The organism is Paenibacillus glycanilyticus, from assembly GCF_030161375.1.
Taxonomy (GTDB): Bacteria; Bacillota; Bacilli; order Paenibacillales; family Paenibacillaceae; genus Pristimantibacillus; species Pristimantibacillus glycanilyticus_B.
Genome location: NZ_BSSQ01000001.1, coordinates 161,272 through 175,576, shown reverse-complemented (window position 1 = coordinate 175,576; position 14,305 = coordinate 161,272). Strand labels below are relative to the sequence as shown.

Genomic DNA, 14,305 nt, shown 5'->3' with positions numbered 1-14,305 from the left:
AACAGAGACGGGAGGCGATAGAACGGTGTTATATGAACGTTACGGTACGGAACGGCTTGAGGAGCTTGGCTTCGGGGAAGGCCCCTACGCGCCATTTCCGAAGGAGGAAGACCGCGCGGCCTGGGGGGCTATATCGCCAAAGAAGAGAGAGAATTGGCTGAGACTTGCGGACCGTTATGTGGATTACGGCTGGCCGGTTCTTAAGGTATCGGACTATCGTGCCTATTGGACAAGCGGCGATCTGTCGCGACTCAGTCTCGCCTATTTCGAACGGAGAAGCGTGCTAGGCATACTCGTGATCGCCGAATGCATGGAAGGCGAAGGCAAATACCTTGATCAAATCATGAACGGGATTTTCGCCATCTGCGAGGAAACGACCTGGGTGTTCCCGGGCCATCGCAGCCACTGGAAGGAATTTGATAAGCAGGAGAGCCTTCCAAGCCGTACGGAGTACGGAGTTGAGCTGTCCTCCGTGGAGACGGCGCGGCTACTCCTGTGGACCCGTTATTTGCTAGGAACCAAGTTTGATACTATCAGCCCTCGAATTAACGAGCGCATCGTTTCGGAGACGAAGGATCGGATGCTGAAGCCTTACCTTGAGCACGACGATTACTGGTGGCAAGGCTTCACTCCGGGCGAGCGGGTCAACAATTGGAATCCATGGTGCAACGGTCCGGTACTGGCGGGACTCTTGCTTATCGAGGAGGATCCGGACGTCAGAAGAAAGGGAATTGCCAAGGTGCTGCGAAGCCTTGACGCTTTTATCGCGGCATATCCGGCTGACGGCTGCTGCGACGAAGGACCGTCTTATTGGAGCGCGGCAGCTGGCGGTTTGTATGAATGCCTGGAGATGCTGTGGCTGGCGTCGCAAGGACGTTTCGATATTTTCGCAGAGCAGATCGTTAAGGATATTGGCGCTTATATGCCCAAAGTACACATTCATGGCGATTATTATGTCGCCTTCGCCGATTGCGATGTTAAGGCGAGTCCGGGAGGCGGAGGTGTATATCGCTACGGCCTTAGCACGGGGGATGAATCGCTTATCCGTCTAGGCGCCAGCCTGCCGTTAAGCGGCGATCCAAGCACGCGTATTTGGTTTAACTTGTATAGTTACGCGCGGGATTTGTTCGTCGAGAATGAACGGCTTGCGCAGAAAGCCGATGCTCCCTATATGCGCGATGCCTGGTTCCGCGTTACCGAAGTGATGACCGCAAGGCAGCGTGAAGGCACTGAGCAAGGGCTGTATGTCGCGGCCAAGGGCGGCAATAACGGGGAGGCGCACAACCATAACGACGTTGGCAGCTTCCTCGTCTTCGCCGACGGTTATCCGCTGCTTGTCGATCTCGGCACGGAGGAATATAAGGCGCAGACGTTTAGCGCGCAGCGCTATGAGTTATGGTACTTGCAATCGCAGTACCATAACCTGCCGACAGTGCGAGGGGTGCTGCAGCAGAGCGGCGAGCGGCACAAGGCGCGAAACGCGAAATACTCGCTGCAAGGCGGCCGCTCCGAGCTGCGAATGGACATCGCCGAAGCGTATCCGCAAGAGGCTGGCATCGCAGCGTGGGACCGCACGGTTCGGTTGGACCGGGACGGCGTTGCGGCAGTGACGGTCAGAGATGTTTTTGCGATGAAAGACGGCGTTCCGGCACAGATGTTCCATTCGTTGATCACGCCGTGCGAGCCAGAGGTTCACGGCGAAGATAGCGGCGAGATCCGGCTTGCTTATGCGGCCGGCAAGCAGGCGGTCGTCCGTTACGATGCCGAGTGTCTCCGCGTGCGAATCGAGAAGATCGATGACATGGATAGCCGCTTGAGAAGAAACTGGGGCGACCAAATGTACCGCATCGTATTGGAGGAACGGCAGCCGATCGCTCTCGGCGAGAGAACGATCATCGTTACGCTTGATCGCGGCTGATCGAATCGCGTTTAACAGGAGGGAATCTTGATGTCGAACTTACCCGAACGATCGTCAGGGGAGGATGCATCTCACGCGGCAGTAAGCTTGATGCTCGCTCCGGAATTCGCCCCTTTCATCCGTTCGATCGAATATGGAGAGCTTGGGGGAGAGCTTCCGAATACGTCCATCTTCTATGTAGAGCCGGGGCTGGCGAGGATTCGCCTCAGCTTCCATCTGGCCGAGGATATCCGGCAGGACGATTGGCGCGTGACGATCCGCCCGGCGTTCGCGCCGACGTTTCATTGGTCGCCGCATTTGACGCCGACAGCCGATCATGTCGTTGACCAGCACTCGTTCCGCTCGCCAGCGCTTATCGCTGGCGACAGCGAGCGGCTGCTGACGATCATCCCCGACCCGGACGCGATGCTGGCGATGCCGGAGACTTCTGCATCCGGCGCCGCCGATTCGCCGCGCTGGTACATGGATCTGGACGCTCCCCGGAGTGAGCTGACGCTTGGTCTGTCCGCCACAGCCGTTCGGGAGCACGTGTTGTACGTTCGGCGGCCGGGCGCGGTGTTCCCGGCTGGCGAGCTCGAATTTGGCTTCTATGCTCGCGTGTCGACCGAAGCTGACGATCTGGCGAACCCGTGGCGGGAAGCTCTGGCGTTCCTATGGGAAGGCTGGGGCGGCAAGTTGTATCGCTCCGGCGAACCGCTGCGAGGCTCTCTCGAGCCGTACGCCAAATACGCGTATGAGTGGGCGTTCCGCGGCTGGCAAGACGCTATTTGGCAAAGCATCGACCTCGGCGATCGCAAGGTAGGAGCGCCGGTCTTTATCGTAAACGTAACGCAAAGTCCAAACTACCCGGGGGAGGCGAGCGAACGGGAATTCCGCTCCGTCTGGAACCAGGCATGGTTCAGCTCGCTGCGCTCGGCGCAAGGGTTATTCCGCTTCGGACAGCGCACCGGCAACAAGAGCTACATGGAGCGCGCGCGGCAAACGAAGGAGCTGGCGCTGGCCGCTCCGCAAAGCGGCGGCTTCTTCCCTTCGGTCCTAGCCGCGGAGATGGAATCCGTGGAAGAGGACGGCCGGAAGATCAATCGAGCCAAAGGCTGGCACACCTACTATTGGGGCAATTCAAATCGCAATCCATTCACCGGCGTCGTCAAGGACGCGCCTTTGCACATTCTCGATATGAGCTGGACCGCGCTGCAGATGCTTCGCTGGCATGAAGAGCTGGAGCCCGACGGACGATTGCTCGACTACGCTGTCCGTTACGGCGACGCCCTGCTGCGACTGCAGGACGAGCGCGGCTTCTTCCCAGGCTGGATCGACGAGAAGACGCATAAGCCATGCGGCGTACTCGATGACAGCCCGGAGACGTCGATGTCCGTTACCTTTCTGCTAAAGCTGTACCGAATAACCGGCAATGAAATGTATCACACTGCCGCACTGCAAGCGATAGACGCGGTCGCTCAGCATGTCGTTCCGCTCGGTCGCTGGGAGGATTTCGAAACCTATTATTCCTGCTGTCCGTTTGGACGTGAAGAATGGATCGGCCGTAAGATTGAACGCAACAACATGTATAAGCAGTGCAACTTCTCGATGTTCTGGACGGCGGAGGCGCTGCTGGACAGCTACGTAACGAGCGGCGATTCCGCGTATTTGCAGCTCGGCCGCCGTTGCCTTGACGAGCTGCTGATGACGCAAGCTTCATGGCAGCCGCCCTATATTTTCGTTCCGGCGGTCGGCGGCTTCGGCGTTATGAATGCAGATGGAGAGTGGAACGATGCTCGCCAAAGCTTATTCGCCGAGACGATTATCCGCTACGGCTTGGAGCTTGGAGTAGAAGAGTATGTTGAACGCGGAATCGCGGCGCTCCGCGTGTCGTTTGCGTTGATGTACTGTCCGGAGAATCCGGCGGCGAAGGGGCGCTGGGAGCATGCATGGCCTTTTTTCGGAGAAGAGGACTACGGATTCATGATGGAAAATTACGGCCATGGAGGCCGAACAAGCGCGGACGACGATTACATGGGCGAATTCACGATTTATGATTGGGGGAACGGCGCCGCGGCGGAAAGCTATTTGAGGCTTGTCGCCCATTACGGAGAAGCGTTCCTGGACAGGGTCGGAGTCGAGCGCGGCTAGCGCCAGGCACTTTGCTGACCGAACAACCACGAAGTAAAGGGAGAGCGATACAGGATGAGCCTACTTAACGATATTCATAAGATCAAGGACGGCATTCGCACCAAACGGGTATCGAGCTACGACCGCACGGGGGGCAACCAGGATTACGTTACGATTCCGGCGGGCGAGACGGCCGTGCTCGCGGACATTCCCGGCGCGGGCATCATCAAGCATATTTGGATCACGGTCAATACGCTCGATAAGATGATTAGGCGCAATGCCGTACTTCGCATGTATTGGGATGGAGAGACCGAGCCGAGCGTAGAGGCGCCTCTCGGCGATTTCTTCGGCCAAGGCTGGGGCGAAGAGTACAATTTCATCTCTCTGCCGCTGGCGGCAGCGCCTGCCAAGGGAAAAGCGCTGAACTGCTATTTCCCGATGCCTTTTGGCAGCGGCGCACGAATTACGCTGCAGAACGAGTCCGACGAACCGATCCGGTCGTTCTATTACTACATTGACTATGAGGAGCACCGCGAGATGCCGGACTCGATGGGCCGTTTCCATGCCTGGTGGAACCGCGAGCTGACCGAGGTGCATCCGGATGCCGGTGAGAATGAATGGAGCATCCTTGCTCCGGAAGGCAAGAATCCGAGCGACGCGAACAACTACTTATTCGCCGATATCGAAGGCAAAGGCCATTTCGTCGGGGTCAACTATTTCGTGGAAAATCCTGGACCCATGTGGTACGGCGAAGGCGATGACATGTGGCTTGTCGACGGCGAAGACTGGCCGGGCTCGCTGCACGGTACGGGGACGGAAGATTTCTTCAACAGCTCCTGGTGTCCGAACGAGGTATATATGCATCCGTATTTCGGCTATGCCCGGGTGCCGGATAAGCTGGGCTGGATGGGCAGGACGCATTGTTACCGGTTCATGTTCGAGGAGCCGGTCTACTTCGACAAGTCGCTGCGCGCGAGCATTGAGCACGGACATGACAATAACCTAACGCTTGATTTGAGCACCGTCTCGTACTGGTACCAGGTGGAGCCGCATAAGCCTTTCCCGGCGTTCCCGGCGAAGGAGAAGCGCCAGAATATGCCGGAAATCTCCATTCCGGACGTCCATCTCTGGCGCCACGAATGGCGGCAGGCGCTTGGCGGCGGCACGCGACTGTGGGGCAATGAACGAAAGGAGAAGCCAGCAGATGATACCGAATAGGATGGGAACGGAAATCGGATCGACTGCTGAGCATGCGCTATACGCGATGCTAGACGGGGTGGAGACGCGGTGGGCGTGTCCCGAGAACCGGACGGGCGCCAAAGGTTCCGCAGCCATCGCCGGAGGCGGCCGCAAAGGCTCGCCGTTCCTGCCCATCGCTTCCGGGGAGACTGTCGTGCTGGCCGAGGAGCAAGGGATCAGCGGTATCGTCCGGCGCATCTGGATCACGTTAAACGACAGAAGCCCGCGCATGCTGCGTTCGCTCCGCATCGATATGTATTGGGACGGCTCAGAGCAAGCAGCGGTCAGCGCCCCTCTCGGCGATTTTTTCGGAACCGGTCTCGGCCTTGTCACGCCGTTCCAAGCGGCGTTGTTCAGCAGTCCGGAAGGTCGGAGCTTCAACTGCGCCGTCCCGATGCCGTTCCGTACCGGGATGAAGATCACGGTGACGAATGAAGGCGACGAGGCGCTGCGGATGTTTTTCTACGATGTCGATTATACGATTGGAGATCGCCATGCTGCGGACGCTCTGTACTTCCACGCGCACTTTCGTAGGGAATATCCAACGACGCAGCGGCGGGATTACGAGATTTTGCCGAAGCTGCAGGGCCGCGGTCGGTTCCTGGGGACGAACATCGGCGTTAACCCCGATACGTCCCGGTATGGCCTGTCCTGGTGGGGCGAAGGCGAATGCAAAATCTACCTGGATGGAGACGATGAATACCCAAGCCTGTGCAGCACGGGAACGGAAGATTATATCGGCACCGGCTGGGAGCAGGGGACGTTCAGCAATCTATATCAAGGCTGCCATGTAGCGGACAAGACGAGCATGTCGTTCTGCTTCTATCGTTATCACGTGCCTGACCCCGTCTACTTCCAGCGCGATATCAAGGTAACGATGCAGCAGATCGGCTATTGGGATCCGCAGACGCGCGATAAGTTCATGGAGTCGGGCGTCCGGGTGATGGAGGCGCGCGAAGAGCGAATCATTGACTTTGCCGCAGATGCACCGGAGAGCATTCCGGACTACGGCGTTTTCGAGCGGGAGGACGATTGGTCAAGCTGCGCTTATTTCTACCTGGACAGCCCGGCTTCCAATCTCCCTGAGCTTGCGGACGTGAAGCTTAGAGTTGCCGGCTTGGATGTGCGATGACAGGACGAACAACGGACGCGTAAAAAGATATGCGGCGATCGAGCTTTGGTATTCAACCGAAGAGCGGTCGCCGAGTTTTTTTTGGATACGTTCGAGGTTGTCAACGCGATTTCCAGCCCTATTTCCGTAAAGCCATAATAAGTAAACGAAAGGCAATGAAATGCAATATATACCGCCAATAGAATGTGTTAATTTATACGCACCGGGCCCGTCATCATTTTTCATAGGAAGGAAGGATGCTTTCAAGTTCGCAGAGTATGTTCCCGCTTATCCGGAATCGCTAGCTCGGTCTGTTTCCGCGAGTCACCGAAAAGAGGAGTATTGTAGGGCGCACCTGGGTTCACCAACTTTTGTTCAGGAGGGGAAATGATGAGACGAAGGCTATTGGCAGCTATGGTTGCAGTAATCATGCTATTGTCGGCGAGCATCCCGGTCACGGCTTTTGCGGGGACCGCGGCGGGTATCGATGTGACCTTGACTGCGGATAAAACATCCGTGGAACAGGGCGAGACGGTAACCTATACGGTCACCGCATCCAATAACGGCAGCAAGGGTACATACAACAATATCAGCATTGTTGCGGGAGAGAACAACTGGGATATCAATCAGATCAAAAAAGGCAATTCGCAAACCTTTACATTCATGAAAGTCTATAAAGAGCCGGGAGAATACACCCTTATAAGCAAGGCGCAGGACAAAAAAGGAAGCCTGATCTCTCAGTCCGGTCAACTGACCGTTAATGTAACGAGAACTGTCGAAGACCAAACCGACGCTACTAACGACGGATGGGTCACCATAGGCGACAGGGAGGTCGTCGACGTGGATAGATCCTGGCTGGGCACAAAAGGCGAGGATACGACCCCTGGCAATCCATATTTGCTGTTCAGCGGATACGAGACCTATAAGGACTTCACATCGTTCGATCAGATCAGCGCAGCGAGTCCGTCCGGCTACTGGCCTATTCTTAGCCAACAAGATAAGCTGATCCCTAACGGCAATACGGACAAAGTCTGGAGATCGGCAGCCGGAGGAGCATGGGACACGAACAGAATGCTCGAGATTGACCTTAAACAGCGGCATGATCTGGAGGAGATCTGGTTCTTTGACGGCGGAGCGTACCGCCCCTCTGCGTATTGGAACTTTACGGATCCGAATAACCCTATTCCCGATGTCCCGAACGATCCTGAAGGCGCGGGCAGCAAATGGGAGGTCATCGGCGGGTCTATCAATGTGTATGGCTATTTGGAAGACGAGGAGAAGTATGAGCTGCTGTTCTCCTATGATATGAACAACGATGATAGCTGGGTGCAGGTTGATCTTAGCGATCTGAGCGGATTCGCCAACCATACCAACCTCTCCTACGATGAAATTAAGAGAGTCTCGAAAATTAAAATCGAAAAGGTGAGCGAGGACAAATACAACTGGTGGGAAGGCGCTGACGTATATAGAAACTTCGACACCGACGTAAACCTCTCGAGCTTTATCATGGTCGGCAAGCCTATCACCCGCAGCAAGGTGGCGGCGGTGCAGAGGTCTTGGCTGGGCGCGGACGGCAAGGCTGAGGGCGACGGATCGCCTTACCTGCTGTTCGACGGATACGAGAATTACAAGGACTTCACGACGTTTGATCAGATTAGCGCCGCAGCGCCCAGCGGCTACTGGCCAACGCTAAGCGACGAACTGAAAGCGCTTCCGACCGACGACAGCGTATGGAGAACGGGCGAGGGCGGCAGCAGCACGCTAGAGCTTGCGCTCAATCAGAAGCATACGCTTCAGGAGATCTGGTTCTTTGACGGCGCCGAATATGGCTCCACATCAGACGCCATAGCGGACCAGACCAGCGAGTGGCAGGTCGCGGGCGGTTCAGTCAGGGTGTCGGCTTATGTGGATGGCCATTATGTGGAGCTGTTCACCTACGCTATGAACAACGACGACAGCTGGGTGCGAAGGGATCTCGCCAGCCCCGCGAGCTTCGGCGGCAGCTACAACTATGATGAGATTAAGAATGCCACGAAAATCAAAATCGAAAAATTGAGCGGCGGAACGTACAAATATGCTAATTTCGCGGACGATATCATTACGGTTCCCCGCGACGTTAACCTTTCCGAGTTCGTTATTCTCGGCTTGCCGCTTGAACCGCTGGTCGCGGATACCGGCAAGAGGGAGATCGTTCCTATAGATTGGAACAAAGAACCGCAGCAGGTACCGGAATCAGATACGGACTTCGGTACGTTCGTCGGAACCAACAGTTTCTTTAATGACCCGGACCTTAACGGCAGCGTCGCACCGGTCAGCGGAACGACAAGAGAATACCATACTTGGTCCTGGACGGAATATATGGCCGGTAACGACTTAGGCGCCGGCGACAATGATCCGCGAATGATCGACGATCCGGATAAGCCGCTGGTGGCGTTCGTCAACACATGGGGCGCATTTGACGCTTACTACAGAAACATGAAGGCCGCTGGCGCTGAGGTATATCTGGATGTGCAGAATCTGCATGTCGGAGATGCCGAAAGAACGGATCCCGCGTACAGCATTCCCAATTACCAGGGCGACGGGGACAGAGAGAACCCCGATTCTTATCTAGGCCACGCCATGAGCTTATGGCAGCACGTAGCTAGATACGGTAGCGCCAAGAGCACGGAGGAGGGCGGCACCATCGATCCCGATCTGGTGCACGTCGCCCCCGGCACTTCCAAGGAAATCGGAATGAACCTGATCGAAACTTATGAGAACGGGAACGAATTAAACCTCAAGGGAGTGAACGGGTATGAGTTCGCGGCCATGACCAGCGCGGACTACGACGGCCACATGAACTCGATGAAGTCGTGGATCCACGATACGGACATCGATGTTAAATCCCGGAGCGGGAATTACATCTACACCGAAAAAGCGACCGGCAAGCCTTATTCCGGCGTAGGCATCAAGAACGCCGACCCGAACGCCAAGCTGTCCATAGCGGGCGTGGGCGGACTTGACCTGAAGTTCTTGGAAGAGATGACTGAGTGGTTCCTGACCTACAGAACCGAGGACGATTACCTGGATATCAACTATGTCTTCGAGGGTGGAGCTTACTACAGAAAGCATGATACCGAGAAGTCGAATCCCTACACCAGAGAGGAAGCCTTGCTCGGAGAGGAAAATCCCGAGGAACAGCAAAACTTCTTGTACAGGTTCGAGCAGTTCCCGGTAGACATTCTGAATGTGCACCATTACACCCCGGACTCCAAAGACGTAGCGAACGGCAGGTCAATCGGCGGCGTGGCGCCGGAGGAAGACCAGTGGAGCAAGCAGACATGGAACCAAGACGTTCCGCTTGAGTACGGCATGAAGTGGGTCATGAATCTTCGCGCGCTGTATTATCCTAACGCCGAGGTGTGGATTTCCGAGCTGGGCTGGGACAGCGCTCAAGGCACGGCGACCACCGCCAAAGCGAATCAGGATTATTATCCCGGCATCAACGCCGAGCTTGAATTAAATCCGAATCTCTATCCTAGCTTCCCTGGAAAGGATAATCCGGCAACCTTGCAAAACGTCGTCGGAGGTTTTGAGATTCAAGGCCGATGGATCGTCAGGGAGTTCCTGCTCCTGGCGTCCTGGGGCGTGGAACGAGCCCAGCAGTTCATGCTGCGCGGTTCGGGAACGGGTACTGCCGGCAAATTCAATACCAGCGGGTATCTGGATACCCAAGAAGTATTAGGCGAGGGTCCAAACGCTAAGAAACCTTCCTGGTACTATGTCACGGCTATGCGCAATTGGCTTGGCGATATGCGCTTCGAGAAGGAAGTCGAGACTCCCGACTATACGAAAAAGATAGAACCGTGGGACACGTCGGGCAACGCCTTCACCAATAACAATACGACGCCCGAGAACGCGCTGAACGTTCTTCAATTCGGCTATGAGGACGCGAACGCCGGGAAAGACGAGCAAGCCAAAAATAACGGCAAGGGCTACGCGCTCTGGCTCGGAACCTCCAAGGGCGATATTGACGGCAACTATGTGGACTACGAGCTTGATCTCTCTGATCTCCCTCAAGCGGATATCGAGGACGTCACGCTGGTCGAGCTGGTAGACAAGAGCGACACCGGTTCCACTACCTCTATCAAGTCTCAACTAATTGACGGAAAGGTTACCATAAGAGTCACTGAGAAGCCGGTGTTCGTCATTGTGAAGGCTAATACTTCGGAGCCGGTGGCGCATAACGTTACGATCGGCCAGACGGACAACGGAAACGTCACAGCTAATAAATCACAGGCGAAAGAGGGTGAGCTTGTAACCCTCACGGTTGCCGCTAACCCCGAATACAAAATGCAGAGCGGATCGCTGAAAGTAAACGGCAGCGCTGCAGGACTGTCCAGTCTTGGCGATAACAAGTACCTGTTTGCCATGCCGGGCGAGGACGTCACCGTGACCGTGTCATTTGCCGGGATAGAGCAAAGCGGCGGATACTCTGTCCTGTACGACGAGAACTTCGATGACAGTAATAGTGTCGGCGGAGGAGCATGGGCCGGCGACAGAGCAGCGATTGTGGAACGTCCAGAGGGTAACGGGGGCGATAAGGCGGTTGAAATTACGCAGGGGGCAGGCAATAACCTGTATCAACTCCCCGGGATTACCTTTAATCCGGGCATTGATTATACCCTTGAATATGACTTTAAAGGTGACAGCGGCATCGACGGAACCAGTTTTTATTTCAACGACAGTGAGCGGTTATTCGACGGCGACGCTCCGGTGGACGGCAAGATGAATGTACGTTCGGCCAGTACTTGGAGCGCCAAGACTTATAGCCAAAACCAGTGGCATCATTTCAAATTGAAGTTCAGGCATGACGGCGTGAAATGGTCGTTTACCCTCTACATCGACAACGTCCTTATGGCTAACGGGCCTGTCGCTAACGCTACCGCTATCGGAAACCAGACGGTGAAGCTGAAGAACGGCTACCTTAGCGATAATGGCGGCAAAGCGTATTACGACAACTTCCTTCTCTATCAGGGTCGGCAGGAGGGCGTGGCGACGCCGCATAGCTTCACGGTTCCCGGCGAGATCGCCGGAGGTTCGGTCACCGCGGACAAGGCAACGGCTGCAGAAGGCGAAACGGTCGCCCTGACCATCACTCCGGACGACGGCTATTCGCTGTCTTGGCTTAAGATCAACGGCGTGGAGCAGACGCTGGCCAGCGGCAGCCACGTATACCTCATGCCTGATGAAGACGTGGTCGTAACGGCGGAATTTGAGGAGCTTGAGGTTCAATACGCAGTCCTGTATGAGGACAACTACGACTCGCGCAGCACTCCGAGCGAGGTTGTTGGATGGGCTGGCACCGGCAGCGCGATTGTTGCTGCTCCAGGCGGAGTGGGAGGCAAGGCGCTTCAGATCACTCAAACGGACGGCAATAGCTTATATCAATTCCCCGCAATTGCGTTCGAGCCGGGGATTGACTACACCTTGGAATATGACTTTATGGGCAGCGGCACGAGCACCGGCAATGCCCTCTATCTCGGGTGGAGCGAGAGATTTTATGACAGCGACGGCGGCAGCGATGCGAGCAAGCTGAATCTGCGGATGTGGCAGAGCTGGGTCGCTAAGTCGTATACGAAAGACGAGTGGCATCATTTCAAAGCGGAGTTCAAGCACAACGGCGCGAAGTGGAGGGTTAGACTCCTCCTGGATGGCGTGCTCGTAGACGACAACGATGTCAACGGCGCGGTGTCCCTTAACCAGCAACTGATGTTGAAGGTCGGCGGAGCCGGTGGCAATAACTACTTTGACAACGTCGAGCTCTATCAAGGCGAAAAGCCGGAAGCCGAGTACAATGTCCTGCTTGAGGAAAATTTCGACTCGCGCAATGCTCCGAGTGAGGTTATCGGTTGGGCCGGTACCGGCAGCGCGATTGTCTCCGCTCCGGGCGAGGTTGGCGGGAAGGCGCTTGAGATCACTCAGACTGACGGCAATAGTATGTATCAGTTCCCCGCTGTTACGCTTGAGCCGAATGCCAACTATAGATTGGAATACGACTTTATGGGCAGCGGCACGAGCACCGGCAATGCCCTCTATCTCGGGTGGAGCGCTAGATTCTATGACAGCGACGGCCCGGCGCAGGGCAATGATTTGAATTTGCGTCCGTGGAACACTTGGGGCAATGCGAATTATACGAAAGACGAGTGGCATCATTTCAAAGTGGATTTTACCCACAACGGAACGAAATGGAACTTTACGCTCTATCTAGACGACGTCTTAGTCGCAACAGGACCTTGCGACGCGAATGTTACCGGAAGCGTGCAGCTGATGTTAAAGCTCGGCGCGACTGCCGCCGGCGGCAAAGGGTATTTTGACAATATCGTTTTATCCCAGGAAGAAGTATAGAAAAATGTAATAGACTAGGGATTCCAGGTAGAATAGTATACCTGGAATCTTCTTTTATTGTAGTAGAGAAATGTCTGATCAAATCCGTATATATAACAGGGAAACAACTCTATTTGATGAAACAACATGCTAATAGAGCAAATAAAAGGGGCTATCCCAAAGTCAAGTTAATGACTGTTGGAATAGCCCCTTTTCTCATTTACCCCACAATACCCTCCCGCTTGCGGAAGAACGATTTCAGGGCGTTATATACTTCGCCTTTCTCGCGAATCACATAGTACATGAAATGCTGCATATTAATGTTTTTGTATGCGGACATAAGCGTACTCGAGCGGTTGTACTGGTTCACTTCGCCGTAGCCGAACAGGTTGGAGCGCTTGAGCAGCTCGCCGATCAGCTTGACGCAGCGCTCGTTGTCGCTGGTCAGGTTGTCGCCGTCGGAGAAGTGGAACGGATAGATGTTGTACACGCTTGGCGAGAACCGGCTGTCAATAATTTCAAGCGCTTTGATATACGCCGACGAACAGATCGTGCCGCCGCTTTCGCCGCGGGTGAAGAACTCTTCCTCGGTCACTTCTTTCGCTTCGGTATGATGGGCGATGAATACGATTTCGACCTTCTCGTATTGATGCCGCAAGAAGCGGGTCATCCAGAAGAAAAACGAACGGGCAACGTATTTCTCGAACGAACCCATGGAACCGGACGTATCCATCATGGCGAGAATAACCGCGTTCGATTGCGGACGTACAATCTCTTCCCAGGTTTTGTAGCGCAGGTCGTCCGGCGAGATGCCGTGGATGCCCGGCGTACCGGACGTCGCGTTGCGGCGAAGATTTTCCATGATCGTCCGCTTCTTGTCGATGTTCGACATAATGCCTTTTTTGCGGATATCGTTGAAACGGATTTCCTTCGTCTCGAGCTGATCCTTATCCTTCTGGCGCAGGAACGGCAGTTCCAACTCCTCGAACAACATACTCTCAAGCTCAGCTAAGCTGATCTCCGCTTCGATGACATCCTCGCCGGGCTGATCGCCGGCACCTTCGCCCTTCCCGGGACCTTTGGCTGCTTGCGGATCGACGCCAAGCACGTCGCCGACCTGGCTGTCACCGTCTCCTTGGCCTACATGTTTATTTTTATTGTAGTTATACACGAATCGGAATTCATCAAGGCTCCGAATCGGCACTTTGATTACTTGCTTGCCGTCAGACATGACAATGCTTTCTTCAGACACGAGGTCGGGCAGGTTTTGCTTGATGGCTTCCCGAACCTTTTGCTGGTGCCTGGCTTGATCCTGGTAGCCTTTGCGATGCAGCGACCAATCCTCCTGAGAAACAACAAATAGTCTATCTTCTGCTGAACCCATTTCGGAGCACCTCCTTGCACAGTTTTTTGGGTTTGTTATTCAATATATTCAAGTCCTCCCCGGATATGTGAAGCAAAAGTTGCCCGATTCTAGCAAACTTCCAAATATTTCTACACATTGCGACAAGGACAATCCATCGACAAAGGTGAGAAATGGGCTCGACTTATCGGTTATAATG

General features: G+C 55.1%; 6 protein-coding genes. 5 read left to right on the top strand and 1 reads right to left on the bottom strand.

Going from position 1 to position 14,305, the window contains the following annotated elements; genetic code table 11:
* Window positions 1–25 precede the first annotated feature (25 nt).
* The 5 genes from QQK89_RS00610 (at window position 26) to QQK89_RS00590 (ending at window position 12,764) form a co-directional block, all read left to right on the top strand.
* Window positions 26–1,918: a heparinase II/III domain-containing protein gene (locus QQK89_RS00610; RefSeq protein WP_284236456.1), complete on the top strand. Its 1,893-nt coding sequence runs from the start codon at window positions 26–28 to the stop codon at window positions 1,916–1,918.
* 30 nt (window positions 1,919–1,948) lie between these two features.
* A complete protein-coding gene (locus tag QQK89_RS00605; protein ID WP_284236455.1) occupies window positions 1,949–4,048 on the top strand; it encodes a hypothetical protein in 2,100 nt (699 codons plus the stop codon).
* Between the two features lie 54 nt (window positions 4,049–4,102).
* The gene (locus tag QQK89_RS00600; RefSeq protein ID WP_284236454.1) at window positions 4,103–5,245 is read left to right on the top strand and encodes a glycoside hydrolase family 172 protein; all 1,143 of its coding nucleotides are present in this window, start codon (window positions 4,103–4,105) and stop codon (window positions 5,243–5,245) included.
* Window positions 5,232–6,398, top strand: coding sequence for a glycoside hydrolase family 172 protein (locus QQK89_RS00595; protein WP_284236453.1), 1,167 nt, complete (start codon window positions 5,232–5,234; stop codon window positions 6,396–6,398). The genes QQK89_RS00600 and QQK89_RS00595 overlap by 14 nt, the downstream gene beginning before the upstream one ends.
* A 366-nt stretch (window positions 6,399–6,764) precedes the next feature.
* Window positions 6,765–12,764, top strand: a complete 6,000-nt coding sequence (locus QQK89_RS00590; RefSeq protein WP_284236452.1) for an InlB B-repeat-containing protein — start codon at window positions 6,765–6,767, stop codon at window positions 12,762–12,764.
* Between the two features lie 199 nt (window positions 12,765–12,963).
* Here the strand turns inward: QQK89_RS00590 and yhbH are convergent, their stop codons facing one another.
* Window positions 12,964–14,127: a sporulation protein YhbH gene (gene yhbH / locus QQK89_RS00585; RefSeq protein ID WP_284236451.1), complete on the bottom strand. Its 1,164-nt coding sequence runs from the start codon at window positions 14,125–14,127 to the stop codon at window positions 12,964–12,966.
* Between the last annotated feature and the right edge of the window lie 178 nt (window positions 14,128–14,305).

Excerpts from the sequence above, each read along its gene's own strand:
- QQK89_RS00595 (WP_284236453.1), top strand. The coding sequence starts at position 5,232 with ATGATACCGAATAGGATGGGAACGGAAATCGGATCGACTGCTGAGCAT.
- QQK89_RS00600 (WP_284236454.1), top strand. The coding sequence starts at position 4,103 with ATGAGCCTACTTAACGATATTCATAAGATCAAGGACGGCATTCGCACC.
- QQK89_RS00590 (WP_284236452.1), top strand. The coding sequence starts at position 6,765 with ATGATGAGACGAAGGCTATTGGCAGCTATGGTTGCAGTAATCATGCTA.
- yhbH (WP_284236451.1), bottom strand. The coding sequence starts at position 14,127 with ATGGGTTCAGCAGAAGATAGACTATTTGTTGTTTCTCAGGAGGATTGG.
- QQK89_RS00605 (WP_284236455.1), top strand. The coding sequence starts at position 1,949 with ATGTCGAACTTACCCGAACGATCGTCAGGGGAGGATGCATCTCACGCG.